The organism is Stieleria neptunia (assembly GCF_007754155.1).
GTDB classification, from domain to species: domain Bacteria; phylum Planctomycetota; class Planctomycetia; order Pirellulales; family Pirellulaceae; genus Stieleria; species Stieleria neptunia.
Window position 1 is genome coordinate 10,431,547 of record NZ_CP037423.1, and the last position, 24,473, is coordinate 10,456,019.

The 24,473-nt window shown below is 59.4% G+C and carries 13 protein-coding genes; 5 read left to right on the forward strand and 8 right to left on the reverse strand.

Annotation, left to right across the window (positions count from 1 at the left end):
- The first annotated feature begins 10 nt into the window (after nt 1–10).
- The 3 genes from Enr13x_RS35910 (at nt 11) to Enr13x_RS35920 (ending at nt 3,847) form a co-directional block, all read left to right on the forward strand.
- Entirely contained in the window at nt 11–1,501 is a 1,491-nt protein-coding gene (locus Enr13x_RS35910) for an AI-2E family transporter (protein WP_145391742.1), read from the forward strand.
- Between the two features lie 200 nt (nt 1,502–1,701).
- Nucleotides 1,702–1,932: a carbon storage regulator gene (locus Enr13x_RS35915; RefSeq protein WP_145391743.1), complete on the forward strand. Its 231-nt coding sequence runs from the start codon at nt 1,702–1,704 to the stop codon at nt 1,930–1,932.
- Nucleotides 1,933–2,203: 271 nt separating this feature from the next.
- Nucleotides 2,204–3,847, forward strand: coding sequence for a sulfatase family protein (locus tag Enr13x_RS35920; RefSeq protein ID WP_145391744.1), 1,644 nt, complete (start codon nt 2,204–2,206; stop codon nt 3,845–3,847).
- Between the two features lie 90 nt (nt 3,848–3,937).
- On the opposite strand, the gene Enr13x_RS35925 is transcribed toward Enr13x_RS35920, so the two are convergent.
- The 3 genes from Enr13x_RS35925 to Enr13x_RS35935 all read right to left on the reverse strand — a co-directional run bounded on the left by Enr13x_RS35925 (nt 3,938) and on the right by Enr13x_RS35935 (nt 9,546).
- On the reverse strand, nt 3,938–5,233 hold the full coding sequence (locus Enr13x_RS35925) for a transposase (RefSeq protein ID WP_197455625.1): 1,296 nt from the start codon (nt 5,231–5,233) through the stop codon (nt 3,938–3,940).
- 190 nt (nt 5,234–5,423) lie between these two features.
- Nucleotides 5,424–7,298: a sulfatase family protein gene (locus tag Enr13x_RS35930; protein ID WP_145391745.1), complete on the reverse strand. Its 1,875-nt coding sequence runs from the start codon at nt 7,296–7,298 to the stop codon at nt 5,424–5,426.
- A gap of 1,564 nt (nt 7,299–8,862) precedes the next feature.
- The gene (locus tag Enr13x_RS35935) at nt 8,863–9,546 is read right to left on the reverse strand and encodes a hypothetical protein (RefSeq protein WP_145391746.1); all 684 of its coding nucleotides are present in this window, start codon (nt 9,544–9,546) and stop codon (nt 8,863–8,865) included.
- A 2,705-nt stretch (nt 9,547–12,251) separates the two neighbouring features.
- Here Enr13x_RS35935 and Enr13x_RS35940 point away from each other — a divergent pair.
- Entirely contained in the window at nt 12,252–13,322 is a 1,071-nt protein-coding gene (locus tag Enr13x_RS35940; protein ID WP_231743987.1) for an exonuclease/endonuclease/phosphatase family protein, read from the forward strand.
- Between the two features lie 248 nt (nt 13,323–13,570).
- Here Enr13x_RS35940 and Enr13x_RS40060 read toward each other — a convergent pair whose 3' ends face one another.
- The 3 genes from Enr13x_RS40060 to Enr13x_RS35955 form a co-directional block, all read right to left on the reverse strand.
- Nucleotides 13,571–17,011 (reverse strand): hypothetical protein, encoded by a 3,441-nt coding sequence (locus Enr13x_RS40060; RefSeq protein ID WP_231743988.1) that lies wholly within the window; start codon nt 17,009–17,011, stop codon nt 13,571–13,573.
- A gap of 39 nt (nt 17,012–17,050) precedes the next feature.
- Nucleotides 17,051–18,391 carry a histidine--tRNA ligase gene (hisS, locus tag Enr13x_RS35950; protein WP_145392874.1) on the reverse strand — a complete coding sequence of 447 codons (1,341 nt, stop codon included), beginning with the start codon at nt 18,389–18,391 and terminating at the stop codon, nt 17,051–17,053.
- Nucleotides 18,392–18,510: 119 nt separating this feature from the next.
- Nucleotides 18,511–18,963, reverse strand: a complete 453-nt coding sequence (locus Enr13x_RS35955) for a YkgJ family cysteine cluster protein (RefSeq protein ID WP_231744478.1) — start codon at nt 18,961–18,963, stop codon at nt 18,511–18,513.
- 102 nt (nt 18,964–19,065) lie between these two features.
- On the opposite strand from Enr13x_RS35955, the gene Enr13x_RS35960 reads away from it, so the two are divergent.
- Complete coding sequence (locus tag Enr13x_RS35960) at nt 19,066–19,923, forward strand: formyltetrahydrofolate deformylase (RefSeq protein WP_145391748.1); 858 nt, start codon at nt 19,066–19,068, stop codon at nt 19,921–19,923.
- A gap of 413 nt (nt 19,924–20,336) precedes the next feature.
- On the opposite strand, the gene Enr13x_RS35965 is transcribed toward Enr13x_RS35960, so the two are convergent.
- Nucleotides 20,337–22,397 carry a tetratricopeptide repeat-containing sulfotransferase family protein gene (locus Enr13x_RS35965; protein ID WP_197455627.1) on the reverse strand — a complete coding sequence of 687 codons (2,061 nt, stop codon included), beginning with the start codon at nt 22,395–22,397 and terminating at the stop codon, nt 20,337–20,339.
- A gap of 22 nt (nt 22,398–22,419) precedes the next feature.
- The gene (locus Enr13x_RS35970) at nt 22,420–24,438 is read right to left on the reverse strand and encodes a matrixin family metalloprotease (RefSeq protein WP_145391750.1); all 2,019 of its coding nucleotides are present in this window, start codon (nt 24,436–24,438) and stop codon (nt 22,420–22,422) included.
- Nucleotides 24,439–24,473 lie beyond the last annotated feature (35 nt).

Here is a 24,473-nt window from a genome sequence, read left to right on the forward strand (position 1 = left end):
TGAGCTTGTGATGCCAGATTCCGAGGAGCCGGGAAAACGAATCAGCGACCAGCAAATCCAAACGGTCTGCCTGATGGTCTTAGCCGGTGTCGCGGGAATCTACATGATGTATTGGCTGCGACCGGTGCTGGTGCCGTTCGTCGTGGCCTGTTTCATTGTCAGCGGCGTCGGCCCGATCCTGACGTATCTGGAAAATCGGTTCAACGTTTCGCGCGTCGTTGCCGCCGGGATGGCGTTCCTGTTGGGGGTCGGCCTGATGGGCATGTTCGGGCTGACGCTCTCGTTTTCGATCATCGATCTGGCAAAGAACAAAGAAGAATACCGAACCCGTGTCCGGCAATTGGTGGACAAGGTCGACGACAAGCTTTCATTCGAACCGCTCTCGCTGAAGAAGTTTGTCGGCGACAAGTTTTCCAACGAAGACGGTGAATCCATCCGTTCCGACGGCGGGGGTCTTGCCCAGGCTCCGCCGGACGCGACCGCCAATGGCAATGCGGCGATTGAATCCACGCCGCCAGCCGAACCGGTCGAACCGGCCGCGTCCCCTGAATCGCCAGCGGATGCTGAATCTGCAGGGGCCCCAGAATCTGCAGGGGATGCTGAGTCCCCAGCGGATCTTGTTCCCGGCGCGACCCTCGATTCTGGCGCCGCAACGGTGGACTCGCCGGCCGATCCCGCACCTCCATCGACTGCCACATCGGACTCCGACGTGGCGTCCGCATCGGCGGCAGACGCCGACGCGGATGCTGAAGAAGTGGATGCTGAAGAAAGCGAACCACTGCCGCTGCTGGAAACCCCGACCGTTCAAATCCGCGCACGGAGTGTTCCGGTGGAATCCGGGCGGATGAAAGAAGCCACCGAATTGGTCGACGCCTTTGTCCGCGACGGCATCTCGGTCGTATTGCAGGCGTTCTTGAGCCTGGTGTCCACCAGCATCGTCGTTCTGATCTATGTGTTCTTTCTGTTGCTGGGTAAATCGTCTTACGCCCAAACCGCGACGTTGCGCGAAATCGACACGCAAATCCGCGGCTACCTGTCGTTGAAGACCGTGATCTCCATCGGCACCGGCGCCGTGTTCGGTCTCACGTTGCGGATGTTTGGTGTTCCGATGGCATTGTCGTTCGGTGTGCTCGCGTTCCTGTTGAACTTCATCCCCAACATCGGACCGATCGTCGCCAGTTTGTTGCCGATCCCGTTGATCTTGTTGGATCCCTCGGGCAATCTTGTTTGGATGGTCTCGGTGATCGTGGCGACGTCGGCCATTCAAATCCTCAGTGGCAATGTGGTCGAACCGAAGTTGATGGGCAACTCGTCGGACCTGCACCCCGTCACGATCCTGTTAGGATTGATGTTCTGGGGCATGATGTGGGGCATCATCGGAATGTTTTTGGCGACGCCGATCACCGCGGCGATCAAGATCGTGCTGGAACGTTTCGAGCCGACGCGTCAAATCGCAAACATCATGGCCGGCCGGCTGGAAAGCCCCGCTGCCGCTCCGTAATGCCGCCGCTCCGTAATGCTGTCAACCAAACCGCGTGACCAACGACGATCTCCCAGCGGGCAATCGAAGCCACTTCCCCTTCAAATCAAAAACTTTGCTTTTTGCGTGACGTTTCACTGAAGTTTTCCACCTTGACTACAGAGAGGACGATCACAAACCAGTCGCCGTTTCATCTGGCGAGCAAACACGGAGGAGTCGGCATGTTGGTTCTGTCACGAAAGATCGGTGAGGAGATTCTGCTGGGCGACGAGATCAGGATCGTGGTCACCCGAGTGTCGCGCAGCCGAGTGAGTCTCGCCATCGATGCTCCGACGGGCGTTTCCGTCCGACGAAGCGAACTGGATCGCTCCACGCCGAACGCGTTCGTCGGCGCGGTTGTTCCCGATCGACACCTCGTCATGTTGGACGACAATGCACCGCTGACGGCGTGAATCATCCGTGCGTTGCAAACGCATACGGGCGTAAACCGACAGCCCGCGAGCGGACGACTGCGTCGCGACCGCTCGGATTTGACTTGGGAGTTTGGAGAGAAGAGACTATCGAGGGGAATCCTGTGCGATCCGCCTTCCCCAGGGAAGCTCACCCTGCGGTTGTCGGCCGCGCCCCACTGGAATTGATGTGCCGAGAGAGCCGTCAATCGGTGGCGGAGCGCGAGATCGATCCCAACGTCTAGAGTCAATCGTCCAAACATTGGGATTCAACATGATTCAAATCCTTGCTTCGATTCCGGCAGCTTTCCGCCGGTCATTCTCGCGTCTCGTGCAGCACCGAACGACGACGTGGGGCACCTTGGTCGCTGCCGCCTTGCTGACGCATGCCCTCGCTGTCCCGGCCCTTCAAGCCGAGTCGGTTCGTCCCAACATTCTGGTCATCTATACCGATGACCAAGGCTTTGGGGACGCCAGTTGTTTGAATCCGGACGCCAAGTTCAAAACGCCGAATCTGGATCGATTGGCCGCCGAAGGGATCTCGTTCACCAACGGGCATTCCTCCGATTCGGTCTGCACGCCGTCGCGCTACGGTTTGCTGACGGGGCGTTATTCGTGGCGGACGACGCTGAAAACAGGCGTGATGGGCGCCGAAGGCGAATGCTTGATCAAAGACGGACGGACCACGATCGCGTCGATGCTTCGAGACAACGGATACGCGACCGCGATGGTCGGCAAATGGCACCTCGGCATGGATTTCCCGGGAACGAATCACAAGACCCGTGATTGGTCCCAGCCGACCCGCGACATGCCCCTGGACAAAGGCTTCGAGTACTTCTTTGGCGTCCCCGCGTCGCTCAACTACGGCGTGCTGGCATGGTTCGAAGGCCGACACGCCGAAGTGCCGCCGACGGTCTTCACCACCAAGAAGCCGAACGCACGGCACATGGACTATCGAATCATGCCGCCCTACCAGCCGACTCCCGAAGCGACGAAACAGGTGCTCGGAAAGCAGGGCATGGAGGTCGCGCCGGACTTTATCGACAACCAGTGTTTGACACGATTCACCGACACCGCGATCGAGTGGATGAAGGGCCACACCTCGGGCTCAAGTTCTGAAAAGCCGTTCTTCCTGTACCTGCCGTTGACATCACCGCACTACCCGGTGTGCCCGTTGCCCGAGTTCCACGGCCAAGGTGACTGCGGCGGCTACGGCGAATTTGTGATCGAGACCGATCACCACGTCGGCCGCATCCTCACGTTTCTCGACGATGCCGACTTGGCGGACGACACCCTGATCGTGTTCACCAGCGACAACGGTCCGGAAAGCTCTTGGAAGCAACGCATCAAAGCATTCGGTCACCGCAGTAATTTCCGCTATCGCGAAGGCAAACGTTCGATCTACGAAGGCGGCCATCGCGTGCCGTTCTTTGTCCGCTGGCCCGCGGGGATCTCGTCGCCGGGACGCAGCTGGCATCGGCCGGTGGGGCAAATCGATCTGTTGGCGACGTTCGCCGATCTTCTCGACATCGACTTGCAACCCGATGAGGGTGTCGACAGCCACAGCTTTGCGACCGTGCTGGTGAACCCTGTCAGCAACCGCCACCGATTGCCGCTGATCAACCACGCCATCAACGGTCGGTTCGCGATCACCGAAGACAAGTGGAAACTGGTCTTGCCCCACGGTCGATCCGACGCCGAACTGTACGATCTGGAAAACGATCCCGGCGAGACAACCGACGTGCTCGCCGAACACATGACAATCGCCAAGGATCTGCAAGCCAAAGCGACGCAAATCGTCCTCCGCGGACGGACGACCGAGGGTCCGAACCAACCCAACGACACGGGGTATTGGGACGATCTAAAATGGATCTCGGCCGAGCAATACGAACAGGCGGCGGGCCAAAGCGGCCGGTGAAGCCGTGATCGCGTCACGCGTTCCACGTGGCGGGGACATGATGAACTTAAGTGGGATAGGCTTCCAGCCCAGGGCTGTAAGGGTATCCTGCTAGGTCAATCCTAGCAGTTTCGCGGTCGAAACATGAGACGAGGCTACATTCCTTGATCGGTGCGGCTTTTTCTTCTTCGGGCCGCGGACCGATTTTCTGTACTCCTTTAGGTCGATCGTCCGAGCGATCTTCTTCAGCATCGCGACGAGGCCTTTGATTGTCGTCGGAATCAATTCTGCCCACTCGTCCTCGGTGATCGCAATCAACATCCCTTCGGTTTTATCGGAGACATTTTTTGAGACGTGAAAGTGGCTGATCGCTTCCACCTCTGATTCGTCATGGGTCGCAAACAAAGCCGCAAAGATGGTTTGTCGAAGATTGAACGCGAGCAGCGACATACAAAACAGGAACGTTGCTGCTTTGGGATGACCGACACCTGATTTCTCGCAAGTGAGCGTCATCTGTAAAATATTGAACGCGGTTTCTTCTTCCCAGCGATGCCGGTAAACCTCTGCCACGTCCTTAGCCGAAACTGTGGCGGGAAGATTCGTCAACACGTGAATCTCTTCGTCGCCATCTCGCGTTGGCGAGTCCAATATGACAGTGATTCGGCGAACCACCATGGCATCTTCGGCAGCAGATAGTTTCAACGCTTGTTCGTAGACTACGCCTGTGCTGCTGCGGCCAATGCGTTTGCGTTTTCCCAGTAAAACGCCTTTCAAACGCCCGTGCTGGCGGATCACGAAGAAGCTTTTGGATTGAGCGAGTTTGTTGAGGAATGGGACGATGCAATAATGCCGGTCCGCAATTACGACATCATTCGGCTGGATATCATCCACGATCCGATCGCAACACGTCGACTCTTGCGCGTGGCCGTCAAGCAGCACGTACGCGCGGTCAAACACCTGTCGCTGTAGGTCAAACCTCGCGACTAGTTTACCCGGCAACGGTGCACCCTTGACGTCTCGAAGGTCTTTCAATCTTTTGTCAGACTTCGCCAAGACATTCCCATCAATACTCAAGCAACGATAACCTGGAAGCAATTCCCAGGGTGTGAACCCCATCGCGTCTTGCATTTGGATAGTCCGCTTTGCCGCGTGCGAAACGAGCGACTCACTTACCGCTGGTTCTATGCCTCTGGTTTTGGCATAGAATGACTGTCGAGAAACGTCGAGATTCTCTTTGTGCTCCTTGTAGGCTTGATTGAAATTCTCGCTGAAATTCAAGGCCACGTCAGCGACCGTCATCGCCACTGCCTGGAATGTGGCGAGGTACTCATACTGCTTTTCTCGATTGTTATCGAAAACCAGTTGCAAATCGCTCCCGATAAAGTCCTGCGTGAGCGCCCTGGTCATGACAGCAAATGGTGCCTTGGTTACAAACCGATCAAAAACTTTCGATGACATCGCGAACCTCCGTGTAGCGTAAAACACGGGAATACACAAAAATCGCGGTCACGCGATACCCTTACAGCCCTGGGCTTCCAGCCTGTCATTCCAGCATCGACAGGCTGGAAGCCTATCCCACTTATTTCCCACACGCTACCTAGTCGCGGCCATCCGATGACGACCGTGCCGGTACGACGGCGATGGAATCGATTTCGACGACGGATCCGGGTGGACCAACAAATCGCAAGTCAATTCGACGCACGGTGTCTTTCCAATCCAACGGAAAGCGCACCGTCTGCGTTGCATCGTGCATGGTGGCGGTGGCCTCGCTTTCACCGGCCATGAGTGTGACCTGGGTGCCCGGCGCCGAACGCAGATCGATGGCCAGGTCACCTTGGTTCTTGGCCGGATCGAGCTTCAATCCCTTCCGTGTGATCAGCGTTTTGCCGCCCGGAAGCCGGAAGTCGAGGAATCCCAACCGTCCCGCGATGTTGCCCACCGATGTGTCGTCGGCCGTCCAGCCTTCGGTTTGCCATCCGCCGCAATCAAACGTAAACAGCAGCCGGCCGTCGGTCGCATCGCGCCCGTTGATGCGTTCCCAGTCATCGGACAGACCATCGCCATCGCTGTCCGAGCGGACGACTTCGTACTCCGGATTCACCCCTTCGCCCCATTTTTGTCCGTTGGCTTGAAACGCCAACTCGGCGAGCGGCTCTTCGTCGATGCCCTTGTCCCCGGCGGCGATCCACTGGTCGAGCAGCTTGCGATGACGCTCGATCTCGTCACGGTATTGGGGATCCTCGATCAGGTTATTGACCTGGCTGGGGTCCGCTTTGACGTCATAAAACTCTTCGGCCGGGCGCTCGCCGAAATAGATTTCCGTCAACTTCGGCGACAGTTCGCCGGACTGATAAAGCTGGTGCAGGTTTTGCAGGAACGGTCGCTTGTCTCGGTACTGGGGCTGCAGAAAAATACGATCGGTCTTGAAATTGCGCGTGTAACGAAACCGGTCGGTGCGAATCGTGCGGACACGATCGATGGTGTGATCCAGCCGATCTTTGGCGGCCGCCACAAAGCTGCGCGGGACGACGACTTCGGCGAACAGATCCTGGCCTTCGTACCAATCGGGCTTGTCGATTCCGGCCCAGGCAAGCGTGGTCGCGGACAGGTCCAGCAGATCGACCAGATCATCGCGCACGCAGGGCGATGGCACATAAGGCGACGGACCGGCGATGATGAACGGAACGTGCAACCCGCCTTCGGTCGGCATCTGTTTGTGTCGCACCAGATTGTTTGCGCCGTGGTCGCCGAAGTAAACGACAATCGTGCTGTCAGCCAAGCCCGATTCTTGGAGCCCCTTGAGCACGGTTCCGATGAAGTCGTCGTCTTTGCGAATCGCGTCGTAGTGCTGTGCGACCGTTTCGCGATAGAGTTGGTTTTGCGGATAGTCCGGCGGGACGGTGACGGACTGTGGATCCGTCTTTCGATCCGCGGGGAACTTGGTCGTGTTGTTTTTGCCGCCGGCCGTTTGGATCTGGCCAAAGAACGGTTGGTTTGTTTTCAGCTGCTGCCAATCGATCGCATTGCGATTTTTCGATTGCAGCGAATAAGTCGCCGCCTGGTCCCAGACAAAGTTGTAATCGTCCTTGCCGATGTTAAAGGTGAAGTAGCCGTTCTCTTTGACCAACTGGGGCAACAGTTTCATGTTCTCGGGCAGATTGATTTTGGCCGGGCCGCGGCTGGAACGATGTTCGTGTGCCCCGAAACGAATCTGATTCATCCCGCCCATGATGGCCGATCGACAAGCCGAGCAAACCGGTGCCGGAACATAGGCCCTGGAAAACCGCACGCCACGCTCGGCAAGCGAATCAATGTTCGGCGTCTGACCTTGATTGACAGGGTCGCCGTAGCAACCGATCCACGGCGAAGTGTCTTCGGCGAACAGCCACAAGATGTTGGGACGATCTTTCGCGACAACAACTTGGGTGAACGTTGCCAGCGTGGTCAGGATCGCGAGACGAAGCGGGTTCATGGTGATGCCGGGTGCGGGCGTTGGTTGCGTCGGTCAATCTTTCACGATGGAAGACCGTGCATGGTATTCCAGTTTGCCCTGGCGTGCAAAGAATCACGGGCGTGGTCGCTCCTCAGGTGGGCCGGTCACAAGACTGGGTTTGAACGGATCCTGTCAGACGGTTCCAGTTTCTCAGACCCAGGCGAACTCGAGCTGGCTGGCAGCAGGCCGGTCCGATTCGGCCGCGGCCTCCTCTGCACTTTCTTGTTCACATTTCGCACGACCAGGCGTACCAAGTGCGAAAAACCGTCACCCATCGCAGCGTCCGAGCTATCCCCGAGGACGTCGCTACTTTTACTGCAGGATTTGGCAACCGATTTAGATTCTCTCCCCCTGGGGGTTCTTCGTGGATTTAAATGGCTAATCACTCAGGACCCAGGTTTTTTGAGGCATTGCTGCGATGTCCGAATGGGTGTTGGACGACAACCGCTCGGTTCAAACGCCCCTCCGGCGACGCGGGCCGGTGGAGGGCACGAAGCACCTTCGCCGCATCGCAGACCAGGTGATTCCGAGGCGGGTTGCTCCTCCGCAGAGCCCGTCTCCGCTACAGCTGGCTTCGCCATCAGACCGAACAGAACCATCGGACATCGCAGTCATCCCTCAAAAAACCTTTCCCGAGTAACCGAGAGCAGCCACTAAAATCCGCGAAGAACCCCCTGGGAGAGACGGCGTTTGCGCAGCAAGCAAACGCCAGAGAGGGCCAGCGGCTCGCGAAAGTCTTGACGGCTTCCGCGACGATCAATTCCGCCACTTATACAATTGACGCCCCGAAGGGATCACAGCGAGTAGCCGGAGGTCAGCGAAGCGCCACCTCCGGGCAACGCCCTCAATCCTCCCCTCGACCCCGGACGGGGTCGCAGCGAATCCCGACACCCCGCCGTGTTCAGCCGCCCGCTCAATGGCCCCGCCAAATTCCGACCGGAAAATCGGTAGCGATCACTGTCCGCAAGCCGTTTTCCGACCCACAGAACGCAGCAGGAAGGTAGGAAAATTTGGGGCAGGAAAACGGATGCCCGAAAAACGACACACCCGGCAAACACCCGGCTCTCTTTTCCTACCCCAAATTTTCCTACCTCCATCTCCAGCCGATGCTTCCTCCGCGATTCATCATCAGAATCCCCGCTCCTCTTCGCGTTGAAAAAGTTGGCGAAGACGCCAATACAAACTCTCGAAAGGCCCCACCTGACGCCGCCCGGCCCCGACGAACGATCTGCCACTTCAAACACCCTCCGCCACACGACGCGAGTGACGGGACAGTCATCCGCCGCAGGATCACACGATGGGCCACAAGAGATCGAGACGCTTGTCGCACCGCAACGCGGACGACCTACGGCCAGAGGATTTGAGACGCGGGCGTTAGCCTTACGGACCGGAGTCCCACGCAATCCCGCCCCACCGCGACCGCACGTCAACCGTTGAAGCGGTATACGATTCGATTAAGTCAACGCTACGGATCACGTGGTCGCCGCGAGCGATCCTCCACGTCAGTAACCACGACTCGGCGTGCATCCGATTGTGATGCCATCTACTCCGCCATGAAAACTTCGGCAATTTCCCAATCCCGAAGTTTCACGAAATACGCGCGTTCCCCGGCGTCGCCCTCAACACTGTAAACTAGCTCTGCTTCACTCGTATCACCATACAGATTGATTCCAACTTGCGGCAGCAGCAGCTTGGCAAGCTTACGGGGTTTGGTGATTTCGGGGTGGCATCGAACAAGTGCTGAGCAGATACTTGGCCATAGCTGCGAATGCCGTTCGCGTAGTGTGATGATTATTGAGCGTTGACACTCGGTCGGTCCATTCTCGTCGGCGCAAATGTGTACGTGTGCGGTCTGGAGCGGTGCCGAATCAAACTCGATGATGGCGTCCCAAGAATCGACGTAATAATTCAGATTGCCAAAAACGGGATCGTGCATCGATTTCTGCGGGCTGCCAACGCTGCCCTCTGGTTGATCGAACTCGCCAGGCGGAAGAATACGGATGGTGATTTCGTCACCGGTTGCAAGCTCGTGTCGCGGCCAGGCGACGTGATGTTGACGATCTTGCGAGGCATCAAACATCCCAAGTCCACTGATGCCGAAGTCGTGCGTTCCATCTCCGTTTTCAGGTTTCCCGTACGATAGAATTGCACTTAGAACGCCGTCGCCATCAATTCCGGCGATACAGACACGCTTTCCGTTTTTGATGAGCTCAAACCTTGTTGACACTGAGGGCCTCTGATTTCAATGCGGTATAACGTCCCCCGTCATCTGGCAGGAGCGGAAACACTTGAACTAAAAACTGACTCGATCGGGTGCTCAGGTGCACGGCATTGTTCCTCGGATCTCGTCGAGTGCTCGGCGGCAGCGTTGAATGCGACCGATGCAAAAGGATACCGCCGCGAAACAGACGACGCAAATTTTTGCCCGCGAAATGAGCGGCGCGAACGTGGCGGAACAACACAGCGGTGAATTGCCACGAAAAACACGAGAAGACACAAAAAGAAAAAGCGATGGTGGCGACCGGAGAGTTTGACAAGCGATCCATTGGGACCGCCGCACAGGCCCGCCGTGACTCGGACCAAGTCTCCGATTTGCGTCAGCCAAGAGGCCGTGTCGATTGTCGCGACGTCCAAGCTATCCCGAAGGGATCACAGCCAGTAGCCGGAGGTCAGCGCAGCGCCACCTCCGGGCAACGCCCTCAATCCTCCCCTCGACCCCCGGACGGGGTCGCAGCAAATCCCGGCACCCCGCCGTGTTCAGCCTCCCGCTCAATGGCCCCGCCAAATTCCGACCGGAAAATCGGCAGCGATCACCGTCGGCACGCCGTTTTTCCGCCCCACAGAACGCAGCAGGAAGGTAGGAAAATTTGGGGCAGGAAAACGGATGCCCGAAAAACGACACCCCGGCTCTCTTTTCCTACCCCAAATTTTCCTACCTCCATCTCCAGCCGATGCCTCCTCCGCGATTCATCATCAGAACCCCCGCTCCACTTCGCGTTGAGAAAGTTGGCACGCATGTCAACGCAATCTCCCACAAGGACGCTGGCGTCAGCCCACGGCCCGAAGCCCCACGCTGGCCCCACCCCACCGCGACTGCACGTCAACCGCCGAATCGGTAAGCAATTCGACTAAGTTCAACGGTGGCGATCACGCGGTCGCCGCGAACGACTCACCACTTCAGTAAACTCAACTCGGCGACTCACCGGCATCGTCTGGTTCGTCGCCGTTCTGGTCAGTGCAATTGTTCGGATGAGAATCGCCAACTGCATGACGAGCAACCCGGCCAAACGCAACCAGCACAAGAAACACGAATGGTGAAAGAACAGTCGCCTGCACAGCATATTGCATCCGTTTTCCACGCTGTATACGGCGCCAATAGTACGCACCATAGTCGTTTGACCAAGTGTTCAAATCGTCCGGATCGTCCCCATCAGTTCTTGAGATTCCGTCCTCACCGTTTGAATACAAGTGCACGGAAAATTCAGGATTCTCGCATACAGCGTCATGTCGCGTTGCCAGCTCGTATGAGTTTCCCCAAGGGTCGTTCAGGCCATCGAGATCAATCGCCAGCTGCTGGATGTCAGCGTCAGCAACGGCGTCGGTATGTGTGTATGAAACCAGCTCTCTGGTGAATGGCGAGTTGGAACAGCCAGCGATGCCTCAGTCACGACAACGTGCTTTTCACATCAAAACGCCGCGCCCGCGACATCGATCCATCGCCTGGCTCTGCGCTTTCCGTTACGACTGCCAGACCACTCAACTCCGCCAAAAAATACCGGTGAGGAAGCCGACCTTGCAGTAGCGAACAATCTCTGTGCCGTCTTCGCTAGTGTACTCTACTCGGTAGTGACGCTCACCTCGCTCGAAAAGCCAGCCGGGAGCAAACGGTGCCCAGGTGATCCTTGGATTGCGAATGCTCTTGTGTCTTGCAGCTGACGTTAGATTGCTTCGATCGGCGTGGAAGACGGCGATGCGGAATATGACGTATGCAATTGATAGATACGCGATGGTGACGAATGACATCGAATGGAATCGTGAGTAGGCGATGCATGACGAACCAATAGCCGGTGGAGATAGGTGAGGCAGCAACTCCACCGAAATAGGGCGTTTCAATTCAATCGCAGATTGGTGCGGTTCAGCGAACTCGCGCCCGCACACGTTGTGTTGCGTGACACCGTGAACGCGAGTTCCGCTGCAAGCGCTGGTTCTGCGCGGACTTCAATGGCGGGCGACCTCCGGTGCGAAGGTCGCGGCGCCGTAAACGTCAAACCAGTTTAGCAGATCCTGCTGGACCTACCTGAGTCGAACGTGCCAGGAAACACCGCTGTCTTCAAAAGACGGAGTCGCTGATGCTATCCGGTATCGCGTCAAATGAGACATGGCAAAGAATCGGAACCATCCGATCGTCCTTTCTGCGCCCCCAGACAGCCCAACGCTGTGAAGCATTTTTCCTATGTGTTTCTTGAGGTTTTAGCGGCAGGGCGCGAGCCCTCCGGTTCTTCCTCTCTGCCAAAACACCGGAGGGCTCGCGCCCTACCGCTAAAAAATGCTTCACAGCGTTGCCGGCAGCCCCTCGGATCGATTGGCGTTGGTGTAAGTGGGTGTCGTTGATCGCGAACTGAATTCCGCGATTCACCGTTCGACCTCCCCTCGCTGCGCTCGAACTTCCGGCCAGGAGGGTGACTTTAAAACTGAACGATCTCTGCAGGGAGGGTTGAGCGAAACACGGTCGTGAAGCTTGCACCAGTCGTGACGGTTTTCCCGACCGGAACCTCCGTCGAACCGGGCAATTGCGGCGTCCCGCTGGATCGCCGCTGACGCGGTTGCCGATGTCCGACTTGGGCGAGTCTGCGCCCGCTTGGTGTGTGTCCCGATTCCTTGCCGACCCCCATCGCGTGACAGAGGCGACTCTGTTCACCAAGGCGGCAGACCATGTGCGCGTATCCTTTTCATCAAATGGAAGAACAACGACGAACGGGCCCGTTCCTGATGCTGGTCACGATCTGCATCCTCGTCGGGGCTGCGATCTACTTTTCCCAGCACTTCCAGATCGCGGGACTGGATCAACTGACGATCACTCCCAAATCGGAGGATTCGGCCGAAGCCCCCGATCCGCTTGATGACCTGTTGTTCGTTTCGGCGAACCAACAAAACGGGCTTTCCACCGGCGGATCGGTCGCGCCGGCACCTTTTGTCGCCCGCTCGGTCAACGCCAACCGAAACGTCCGGAACCTGCGAATCGGATCGTGGGCGCTTAGCGGGTTCGGACCGAGCAAACTGGCCAGCGAACATTGCCGGTTGAACCTGATCCGCATGATTCGCAAGTTTGACGTCATCGCGCTGCAACAAATCACCGCGGCCGAGCGCGACCTGATCCCGCGGTTGGTGGACGAGATCAACGAGGGAGGGCGCAGCTTCGATTTCGCGCTCGGCGCACCGTCCGGGCCGACGGATCGATCCGAGCAATTGGCGATCTTGTTTAATGTCAATCGAGTTCAAATCGATCGATCACAAACCTACTCCGTCGCCGATCCAGAAGACCAGATGACGTATGATCCGATGGTCGTCTGGTTTCGCGCCGCCGAACCCACTGTCGATGCCGCCTGGACGTTCTCGGTCGTCAACGTCCGCATCAACTTGGCGCGTGCACCGGTCGAGGTCGGTTTGTTGCCAGGCATCTTTGCCTCGGTGCGGGCCGACGGTCGTGGCGAAGATGACGTGGTGATGGCCGGGCTGTTTCAGGCCGACGACTCCTATTTGATTCCGCGTGTGATGGGCGCCGACGTCGTTGCCGCGGTGGACAGCACGACGACCGACATCTTTAGCCGCCATCAGACCTGCAACATTTTGGTCGACCGCAATCGGACCAACGAATTCGTCGGCCGTGGCGGACCGGTCGACTTCTTGCGGCTGTTCAACCTGAATCTCAGCCAGGCCGAAGCCGTCAGCAGCCATCTGCCGGTCTTCGCCGAGTTTACCGCCACCGAAGGCGGCACGCTGTAATCGCACGTCTCGTTCCAAGGCTCCGCCTTGGAACGGGCTTGCCAAGAGGCTCTGCCTGGGCATCGTGAGGCGGAGCCTCGCGACCCTTGCGTTCCCAGGCAGGAGCCTGGGAACGAGGCCGCAATGTAATCACACACCTCATGCCAACGCTCCGCCTCACACGGTCGCCGGCGGAGCCGGCGGAGGTGGCAAGCAGGATGCTTACCCCACGCCTCCCAGGCGGGAGCCTGGGAACGAGGCCGCAAGGGTCACTTGCGGCGGCGGAAGGCGTCAAAGGCGTCGCGGATCGCCGGGGGCGCTTGGCGGCGGTTGCCCGAATCTCGCAGGTTGCGGAGTGAATCGGCGGCGTCGCGGGTCGACGGGGCGGGTGAATCACTCGGCTGCAAGCCGAGACTGCGGAGGGCATCCTGCAGCTCGTTGGTCGAACCAGCCGGCTGAGTCGGTTGGTCCAGCTCGCGCACCTTTTCCCACCGCTCGCGAAAACGCTGCAGATCTTGCTCGGTCCAGTCCAACTCCTTCAACAGGTCTTCATCCACCTGGTCGCGCGTCTCGTCCAAGTAGTCCAACACCATGTCGGTCGCCTTCTTCGCATACTCCAAATCAGGCGGAGGCGGTGGTTCGGCCGCCGCGTCACCGGCGTCGGGTGACGTGCCCGTTCCGCTGCCTTGGCTGCCGGAGGACGCATCGGGCGACGGGGGCGATGGTGATTGCCCCGGCGGCGGATCACCGCTTTGGCTTGAACCCGACGGGTCAGGCGAATCCGCTCCTTCACGTGACCCGCTTTCACCCTTCGACCCACTCGCTGGGTCCGGTTGCCCTTTCGGATCCCCTGATTCGGATCCGCCCGGGTCTTGCCCCTCGGGCTTCCCGCCGTCGGGTGCTGCTCCGGATTCCTGCTCGCCTGAACCTTGCTCGCCTGAACCTTGCTCGCCTGAACCTTGCTCGCCTGAACCTTGCTCGCCTGAACCTTGTTCGCCAGTCCCTTGTTCACCAGCCGCCTGTTCGTCGGTCCCCTGTTGGCCGTTGTCGGGATCGGACTGTGAAGAATCGCCACTGCCGCTTTGCTCTTCACCGGCTGCCTGCTCGCCGGCTGACTTGCCCTGGGACGACTCCTGTTCTCCCGCATCCGACTTCGGGGATTGGGTATCGCCGGCCCCTTCGTCTGCCGACTCGGAGTCGCCGGCGGAACCCTCGTTTTGGGGCGGCTGATTTCGGTCGGCCGGTGAGCCATCACGGGATTGATTTTGCTTTTGTTTTTCGAGGTAATCCTTGATCCGTTCAAAGGCTTGGCCGTCGTGTTCCGGTGGCGCCTTGGACGGCTCTCCGCCGGAGGGCGATTGCGATTCGGATCCGGCGCTGTCGCTGCTGGACGAATCGCCTTCGCCGCTGGACGAATCGGCACCGTCGGTCGAATTCGGTTCCGACCCGTTGGGATTCGACGTTCCGCTGCCATCGCCCGCGTCTTGCATGGAGCCATCCGATTGACCGGTTCCTTGCGTGCCCTGCGCGTCTTGGGCCCCGTCGTTGGCTGGGGATTGTCCCTCCGGCTGTTGGTCGGTTGAGGGAGACGACGGGGGATCGCTGCTGTTCGGATCGGTGCTGTTCGGATCGGTTGGCTCACCCGCCGGCGATTGCCCGCCGGGGTCCGACGGATCGCTGCTGCCGGGTTGGCCGTCGGTTGGGGACTGGCTTTCGGTGCCCGATTGGCCGGTGGCGCCTTCGCCCGAGCTTTGCTCGCCGGGCTGCTGCGGCGAACTTCCACCCTGTTCTCCGTCACTCGGATCCTGGTTCTCGCCGCTCGACTCGCTGCCGCCGGAACCTTCTCCGCCGCTGCTTTGGCCTTCGGATCCCTGGCTGGGATCACCCTGGCTTTGACCGCCTTGCCCCTGTGCCCCTTCGCCGCCCGAACTCTGTTGCCCCTCTCCCTGCTGGGATTGTTCGACATCGCTGGCGGGCCGATCATCGGGCGCCGACAGGCCGTCATTGCCCGTCGGGTCCTGGGGCAATGGTTCGGCGTCTTCGACGATCCGAATCTCGATCGGGTCGGTGGTGGCTTGATTGGGTTGGACGTTGGGATCGCCGGGGATGTTGCGATTGTCGATCGCGGTGGCCGAGATCCGGACCACATCGCCGGCGCGGAGCAGATGTTCCAGCGGGCGGAACCGATACTCCATCACCTGGTTGCCCTTGCCGTTTCCATCGTCGGGTTTGACCCAGATGACGGGATCTTCCAGCGTGTCGATGCCACGCTCGATCCGCAGCGTGACGCGTTGCAACTCAAAGTCGGCATCCATGGCGTGGACTTCGATGATCTGTTGGGCTCCGACCGGGACTTCGATCGGCGATTTTTTGGGCACCACGATCGCGACTTCCGGCGGCAGATCCGCGATGACCTTGATCGGATAGATGATCGGATCGGGATTCGCCTGCTCGTTGGAATCCCAGACACGGATGCGGAAACTTTCCAGTTCCACCGACGCGGTTTTGCCGCGGGCACAGCGGAGTGTGACATCGGACGTCAACGTGACTCCATCGTCGCCGATCGCGATCGGGGTGCGTCCGGCGGTGGCCCGTACCGTGTCGCCGAGTGCTTTCGGGTTGAATTGCAACTCGGCCCGGGCGATTGGGCGATTGGTTTTGGCGGTGATCCGGATCTTTGTCCCATCGATCGCCGTGATCGCGGGGCTGGATGTGGTGCGGGGTTTTTGCCGGGTGTAGGCGGGCGGTTGATAACGCACGCTCTCAATGGCGACGACCGGAACATTCTGGACCGACAATTCAAAGGGCCCGGCGACCGCGTCGCCGGCTTGGACGCTGTAGCGGACGATGCCCGAGGCGGCATGGTCCAGGCTGAGCGTTCCGACGAAACGATTCGAGCTGGGGTCGAGCTCCAGTTCCGCTTCTCGCGGCGTTCCGTCCGTCGACCAGCGACACACCACCGCTTCGCCATCGCGGAGCCCGTCGACGTCGGCGGAGATTTTTAGATCACGGCCGGCAAGGGCTTCGGCATCACCGGGGAGGACGTCCCGAATTTCGACACGTCGTGCGGGATCGATCGCGGCCAGCGGGATCGCCAATCGCTTGGCCGACGCCAGCGAGCTTTTCGGCGACCCGACGCAGTAGGCGGCCAACAGCGCGAACACGGCCGCGGCGGTGATCCACCATTTAAACGTGCCGGTGGCTTCACGCGGCAGCACGTCGTGTGATTTCAGCAGCGATGCGGCGCGGGTCCCGATCGCCCGCAAGACACGAACGCGGACACCACGTCGCGAATCGCCGTCGTTGAGCGTGACGTAGCTGGTCAATTGTTGCCGATAGTCGGGGTGGTCTTGCTCCAGTGCCCAAGCGGCGTATTCCCGTGTGACGCGCGAGGTCATCACGGGCCAGGCGCGGCGGATCAAAAACCAGCCTGCCAGCGTGACCAGGGCGGCAAAGCTGGCCGAGCGAACGATCGGTCCCGGCGAATAGACCCAGTGATCCACCACCAGCCAGACCAACAAGGCCAGCATCGAACCGATCACGACCATCAATCCCGTTCGCGTCAATTCGCTCCACCACAAGGCTCGACGCGCCTCGTCGATCCGCTGCTCGATCAACTGTTCGGCGGCCGTGCGTTTGGCAGCCTCCGTGCCTTGTGACGGATCAACCGAACGTTTTGACGGCGTGACGGGTGGTGCGACGGTAGACATGGGGCCTTGAGGATGGCGTAACGGAGAGCCCGAGACGTTTTATTGTAACTCCTCAGCAAGAATCCGATTCAGGCAACTGGTCAGTTCCTCGGGCCGGTCGTGCGAATAAGCGACCTCAGCCGATTCCTTCGTTGCCAGCGTTTTGACTTGCACCGTGCCGGCCCCCCATTCGTTGCCCCCGGCGATCAGCGCGACGCGAAAACCGTGGGAGTCGGCGTATTTCAGTTGGACACTCAGTCTCTTGGGGTCGGGGAACAACTCGTTGGCGATCCCCGCATCACGCAGTCGGGCCGACAGCGTCAAGTAGTTGTCTCGATGATCGGCGTCAAAGTAGGCGATCAACACGGGGGCCGGTGTCGCCGCGTTGGGCAACATGCGGAGCGATTCCATGGCCGCGAGCAGCCGATCCAATCCCAGTGACGCCCCGATGCCGGGAAGTTCCTGCTTGGTGTACAAGCCCGCCAAGTTGTCGTAACGGCCGCCGCTACAGACGCTGCCGATCGACGGCAAATCGTCCAGCGTGGTTTCGAAGATGACGCCGGTGTAGTAATCCAACCCGCGCGCGATCGAGACGTCGATTTTGATCCGGCCGCGCGGAACTCCGGCCGCGAGCGCGCCGCTGAACACGTCTTTCAATCGATCGATCGCAACCAGCGCTTCGTCACCGCCGCCGGTGATCGCCGGCAGCGCTTCGAAGATCGACTCGGGTTCGCCATCGAGTTCGGCCAATTGCAACACCTTGTCGGCTTGGGCAGCACTGACGTCGGCAACCTCACACATCTCCGCGGCAACCTTTTCACGCCCGATCTTGCCGAGTTTGTCCAGGCAGCGGAGGACGGCGACGCTTTGATCGGCCAGATCCAAATGACGCAGCAACTCCGTCAACACCGCGCGGTTGTTGACGCTGATGGTGAAGGCATCGAATCCGATCGAGCTGAGCAGACGGTTGATCACGGCGACGGATTCGATGTCGGCCATCACATTGCGGGTTCCGATCGTATCGAAGTCGCATTGCATGAACTCCCGATACCGTCCCGCCTGGGGCCGTTCGCCGCGCCACACCGGAGCGATGTGGTAGCGTTTGAAGGGGGTGCCGAGCTGGTTGATGTGTTGGGCGGCGAAACGCGCCAAGGGAACCGTCAAATCGAACCGCATGCCGACGGCCCGCCCGCCGTTGTCTTCAAAGCGATAGATCTGGCGGTCGGTTTCATCGCTGCCCTTGCCGGTCAGGATCTCCAGGTACTCCAACGTCGGCGTGTCGATCGGCGCGAATCCGTAGGAACGAAACACACCGCGGGCGGTTTCCATCAATCGTTCGCGCGGAATCATGACCGCAGGCAAGTAGTCGCGGAATCCGTTCAGCGTTCGTGGTTTAATCAATGACATCGGGTTGGGGGTTGTTGTTGGACAGGGTGGCGCGACGCTCTCCTGAGCGTCGTGGGCCCGCCGTCAGGCGACGGCAGCGACGACCAATTCAGACACGACTTCTGCGGCGGATCTCAGCCCACCACCGGCAAACCGCTCGGGCGCCGGCTTCGCAGCGAGTCTTTGGGGTCCTGATCGGGCGCCGGAAATTGGGGCCCGTACAGCGCGTCGGCGTACTCGTCGACTTGCTCGGGGGTCTCGAAGTATTGTTCGTAGCACCAGTCGTCATCAAACTCGCATTCGTCGGTGGTGTAATCGCGACAAATCTGAGGTCGGGTTTCATAGATCCCACATCGGTGGTCGTCCTGGAGGTGTTTGCAGGTCGTGTGAACGAGCAAATACCAACTGTGGTCTTCCACGAAGATCGTTGCCCTGTCGTGCAGCAGGTACCAGCGGATATAGTCAAAATCCTTGCGGCCGGCGGGCTGGTCGATCGGCAAGGCGAAATAGTGACAGCACTTGGCGGTGCAATGATCGCATAAATTCTCGCCTTGGGGCACTTGATCGCGTTTGAGACGATTCGGCAACGCGGCGGAGCTGGCGGGGGGTGGTGCGTTCACGGCTTCCGGGCTGGGATGGAACAAAAGTGGTTTTCGAGCGACAATGTGGATATCAGAGGAATCAGTTTAATGGAAGTCGTCATCACTGCACTCGGGCCTGACAATGTCGGGCTGGCCGATCCGATCATTCACTATGTCACCGGCCAGGGGGCACGGATCACCGAAATCCAGATGTATGACCACGACGAAGAACAGTTGTTCGCGATGTTGTGCCGGATTTCCATCGATCGGGAACATTTCGAGACGCTGCAGTCGGCCATGCGACAAATTGGCGACCACACCGGATTGGCGATTCGGGTCTGGAGCCCGGACCGTCGAAAAACGCCCCGCCTGGCGATCTGCTGCACCTACGTCGAACACACCCCGCGGGCGATCCTGGAATCGATTCGTGACGGGCGGATCGCCGCCGAAGCCTCCGTGATCCTGTCCAACCGCAAGAAACTCGCTCCGCTGGCCCAGGAATTTGACGTTCCCTATCACCGCATCGGAGACGAGACCGGGAAAGCCGACGATGCCGAAATGATCCGGCTGCTGGACCAATACGACGTCGACTATGTGATCCTGGCTCGCTACATGCGCGTGCTGCCGCCGAGCACCTGCTGGCAATTCGCCGGTGGCCGCATCATCAATCTGCATCACGGGCTGCTGCCGGGCTTTCCCGGATTTCGCCCCTACCATGATGCCTTTGCCGCCCGCATGTTGACCTATGGCGCGACCTGCCATTTCATCATTCCCGAACTCGACGCGGGGAACCAGACGATCAATCAACGCACCTTCAGCGTCGATCCGGGCACCAATCTGGAAACCATCATCGCCCGCGGCGAAAAAGAAAACGAACCGGCGTGCCTGGCCGAAGGTGTCCGACGCGTCGTCGATCGCGAAGTCCAATTGCACTTCCACCGCGTCACCGCTCGCAAACGGGCGTAGTGCTGCGTCCCTTTCAACTTAGGCTGCCACGCAACGACAGTGGGCGGCCCAACGGATCGTCCAGCTTTGGACGACCGGTTTTTCGAGTACGACGGCCCTTCCGGGCCGTCGTCCGTCGGGCTCGCCCCGACGACCTAGAAAGGACGTCGTACAACGGTCCACTGACCGCATCACACCCGATCGACGAAATCATTAGAATTCGGCGCGTTTCGCATCGCTCCTCAGCTGGACAACCGGTTTTTCGAGTACGACGGCCCTTCCGGGCCGTCGTCCGTCGGGCTCGCCCCGACGACCTAGAAAGGACGTCGTACAACGGTCCACTGACCGCATCACACCCGATCGACGAGATCATTAGGATTCGGCGCGTTTCGCATCGCTCCTCAGCTGGACGGTGCCGTTGCAAGCGGCGAAGCTTACGCTACTTCCGCGGCGATCTGGGCAAACACCTTGTCGGCGATCGGCGCCAAATGCTTTTCAAAGCGACGCCATTTTTCCACCGATGACCGATACATCGGTTGACGAACCTGCCACTTGCTGGGCGTGTGCACGGCCCGATCGTTGGAATGAAATTGCAGACAGGCGTCGTCCCACGGCAATCCACAATGACGGATCAAATCGCGGGTCTGGGTCTCCGGATCCGCGACCAGTGACTCGTAGTCGTTGGTGTGAATCTTGATCGGCAAGACACGTTCCCAATGCGCCATCAACCGCCGGTAGTTGCGATGATAATGAACCAGTTGGTCCAGGTCGCAAAACGGGGCATTCAGGTTCTGGCAATAACACGACACGAAAACGTCCATCGGATTGCGCCGGCAATGAATCACGGTCGCACCGGGAAACAGCGTTGCGATCAACCCGAGATGCATGAAATTGGTCGGCATCTTGTCGGTCACATGTCGCTCCCGCGTGCGGAATCGATCCAGTTGTTCCAGATACCGCGCGGCGTGTTGATTTAACTCACTCGGATCCATCGCCCCCAACAACTCCGGGTAACGACTCCACGCCGCCTGATGGTCCACCGCGGGGGCATGCAACCGCGACATCTCCTGGCGAATTTGATTGATGTGATTCAATTCCCCCGCACCGGCGATCTCGGGATGGCTGCTGAGGATCTGTTCGGTCAGCGTGGTGCCCGAACGCGGCATCCCGACGATGAAGATCGGCGTTCGACTCGGATGGCCCGCCCCACGCATGGAACGAAAAAAATCCGCGGTGTAGTGTTGTGTCGCATGCACGGCCAGCGATTCAAACCAAGCTTCGTCCGTCGGCGACGTTGGCGGTGTCGGCGGCACCGACGGCGTCCGCGGCGGCGTCTTACCGGGCCGTTTCGACGGCAGCGACTTCAGTCGATTCGCCCGATCGTAATGCTGCCAAGCCCGATCGTAATCGCCGATGTCGTCGTACACCTTGGCGATCGCAAAGTTCAGGTAAACCTGTTTTTGTCTCGCCTCACCGGCTTCGCAGAGCAGCTGTTCCAATTGGTCCAGATAACCTCGTGTCGGACCGCCGGGTTGAAAGCGTTTGGCGCGTGCGTAACGGAAATGGGCTTCGGCCCGTTGGGGATCCAGCCGGATCGATTGTTCGAATTGTCCCAACGCGATTTCGATGTCTCCGAAATCGACGTTGGCGCTCGCCAAATGACTGAACGCTTTGGCCGACGTCGGGTCCAGCTCCACGGCTTTTTGGAACGAGACCCTGGCGGCCGAATGGTCCAAGAGCTGTTGTTGCAGGCGTCCTTGCATCAACAAGCTTTGGCTGGTGGGTGCGGACGCGTTGACGACTCGATAGCACTCCAAGGCCTCCTGCCGCAGCCTCTGCTGGATCAGAAACTTTCGTTTCCGCCCCAACACGATCGCCCGTCGGTCCAACAGACGCGCGAGGGCGAAATTCAGTTTTGGCGAACGGCGATCGCGTATCAGCGAGACGCGCAAGGTGTGGATCGCGTCCTTGAGTTGACGTTGGCGGGCGTGTAAACGCGAAAGCGCCAGCGCCGAGTCATGGCCTCCGTCATCAAACAATACGCCTCGCTCGTAGTACTCCGCGGCTTGCTCGTATTGATCGTCGCATTCGGCGATCTGGCCCAACCATTTCCAGCAATCGGGCTGGTTCGGATCCAAACGCACCGCCTGGTCGAACGAATGTCTCGCCCGACCGGTGTCTTGACGGACCAACCAGGCATAACCGGCGAGCCGATTGCCGACGGCATCCCGCGCGAACGCTTCGCCGTCGCGTTCCAACAGTTCCAACGTCTTTGCCGGTTGCTGATGGACCAACGACGAGGCCGCCACGACATGCAGCGCTTGGATGTCAAACGCGTTGCGGGAAAGCCGTTGTCGCGATCGTTGAATGAACACTTGATTGGACTGCCGCACCGATTTCCCGGCGCGGTTGCAGACCGACTCCAGCAACGCATCGAGAACGTCGGGGGCGACTTCCATCGTGGGACGGGATTGTGACAGGGTGTTGAGATACATAGCGGTCGCGTTGACGGTGTGATCAGGGTCCGTAGTAGGGATAGTAGGGATAGTACTCGTAGTAGTAGTACTCTGACCCAGATTCGTAGTACCCTTCGTCGTACTCTCCACTGTGGTAGTAATAGGGGTCATAATTCGGGTCATCTGCCGGATCGACCCAGTCTTCGTCTTGATCATCGGAAATGCCGTCGGCGGCGAGCGCAAAACTGACCTGGGTGACGGGCGCGGTCCCGGTCGAAATGGCCGTGAAACGAAGGATGTATTCGCCCTGCTGCAACCAAGCCAGTGTGGTGCGGGTGATGCCGGCATGTGCCACCGCCACCATTTTGATTTCTCGGGTGTGGGCATCGTAGACGGTCAACCGGACGGCCTGGTCGGCGTCCGCGCTGGCGGCGTTCAAATCGAATCGATAGAGCCGGGTCTTGCCCGCCGTCCAACGAATGAACTTGTCCGACTCGCCCGTCAATTCGCCGCCGGCCAGATCGTTCATCTGTGCTTGCGGCGATTCGAATTCGGCGATCGCGACGTAGTTTCCGGCGTCGACGGTCGAGTTGGGATCGACGCTGACTTTGACAAAGTAATCCTGCGACGCCTGGGGCTGGGCGACTTCGACGGTGAAGGTCCCGTCGGCGTGCAGTCTGGCGGACGCCCCGACCGATTGCCCCTGGGCATCGACCACATTCAATCGCACGTCAGGCCGGACCGCTCCGACGCCGGCGACATGCACCACCAGGCGTCCCTCGATGGTCTCGGGAGCGGTGATTTTGATGTAGTCCACGTCCGCCGCCGATGAAACCGACGACTGGATTTCATAACGCTTGGTTTCGAGCGTTTCACTCGGAACCGGTTCCATCGCACCGGTCAGATGGTCGTCCAGACCGAATTCGTCGTCGGTCAGATCGAAATGGGCGAACAAGGTGTCCGGCCCCGAATCGTAGGCGCCCGGATGAAGATCGCCGGCGCGTTCCGATTCGCCCCGATAGTCGACTTCGACCCAATAGTCACCCACGGCATAGACGTCACTCGAATCGACCGCGGAGACACGCAGGTAAAGTTCGCCCTGGTTGGCGATTCCCGTGATCGTCAATTCGTTGTCGTTTTCGAACACGGAAACGGCGTCGGTTTGATCGATCACCTGTCCGTAGGCATTGATCACTTCCAGGCGTGACTGCAACAGGCTGACGCCGGAGGCGCGGACGCGCAGGGTCACCGAATCCGCTCCGGTGATCGGAACGATCTTGTAGTAATCGACATCGTTGCCCGCCGACAGACTGCCGCGTGATCGGATCACTTCGGTCTGCGGATCCAGACCGACCGGCGTCGGGATCAGCGACGCGACGTACAGGCTGCCGTTGTCGAGTTGCTCGTAGGGGTCACTGCGCTGTCCGTACAACGCCGTGATCGCCTCAATGTCCTCGGCGGACAAGACCCCCTTGGGCACGGTGTATTGCCGGAACATGACGGACCAATCCAGCAAGTTGTCGTCCAGCCCGAGCGTGTTTCCGGTTTCGTGCAACAACAGGCTAAACAGGTCACGATCACCCTCGGCAAGCGTCGTCGGGTCGGGGCCCTGGTTGTCCGCCCAGTCGTGAAAGGTGAATTGCTCATTTGAATTGAGCACCAAGTCACCCGAGTAGGTTCCGGCGACGGCTTGAAAGGGAACCGAATTGGCGACCAGACCTTCTTGCGGAAAGGCACCGATCCGAAATTCGCCAAAGCGTGGATCGCCGACGAGCAGTCCCGGCGCCCCGAAGGCATTGTTGTAATCGTTGCGCAAGCCGACGTTGATGTCGGCGTACACCGCCCACGTTTGATAGGCGCGGAGCGCCAGTTCCTGCCATTGGTCACGCTGGGCGATGGTGTCCAGCAGTGCGTTGACGTCATTTTGTTGGCTACCGATCTGGACGCCGTCAGAGGGAAAGCTGATGGTCAGATCGCGTTGGTTGGGCCAAACATTTCCAAAGACGGCCAGCATGCGGCGGTCTTCGAGGGTTTGCAGAGAGGCGGCGGACACGTTTCGGCCGCGAGTGACACGTTTCATGTCAATAAAATCCTAGAAGTTGCAAAGAGCTGTGA

Excerpts from the sequence above, each read along its gene's own strand:
- Enr13x_RS35910 (WP_145391742.1), top strand. The coding sequence starts at position 11 with ATGCCAGATTCCGAGGAGCCGGGAAAACGAATCAGCGACCAGCAAATC.
- Enr13x_RS35915 (WP_145391743.1), top strand. The coding sequence starts at position 1,702 with ATGTTGGTTCTGTCACGAAAGATCGGTGAGGAGATTCTGCTGGGCGAC.
- Enr13x_RS35920 (WP_145391744.1), top strand. The coding sequence starts at position 2,204 with ATGATTCAAATCCTTGCTTCGATTCCGGCAGCTTTCCGCCGGTCATTC.
- Enr13x_RS35925 (WP_197455625.1), bottom strand. The coding sequence starts at position 5,233 with ATGACCAGGGCGCTCACGCAGGACTTTATCGGGAGCGATTTGCAACTG.
- Enr13x_RS35930 (WP_145391745.1), bottom strand. The coding sequence starts at position 7,298 with ATGAACCCGCTTCGTCTCGCGATCCTGACCACGCTGGCAACGTTCACC.
- Enr13x_RS35940 (WP_231743987.1), top strand. The coding sequence starts at position 12,252 with ATGTGCGCGTATCCTTTTCATCAAATGGAAGAACAACGACGAACGGGC.
- Enr13x_RS40060 (WP_231743988.1), bottom strand. The coding sequence starts at position 17,011 with ATGTCTACCGTCGCACCACCCGTCACGCCGTCAAAACGTTCGGTTGAT.
- Enr13x_RS35960 (WP_145391748.1), top strand. The coding sequence starts at position 19,066 with ATGGAAGTCGTCATCACTGCACTCGGGCCTGACAATGTCGGGCTGGCC.
- Enr13x_RS35965 (WP_197455627.1), bottom strand. The coding sequence starts at position 22,397 with ATGTATCTCAACACCCTGTCACAATCCCGTCCCACGATGGAAGTCGCC.
- Enr13x_RS35970 (WP_145391750.1), bottom strand. The coding sequence starts at position 24,438 with ATGAAACGTGTCACTCGCGGCCGAAACGTGTCCGCCGCCTCTCTGCAA.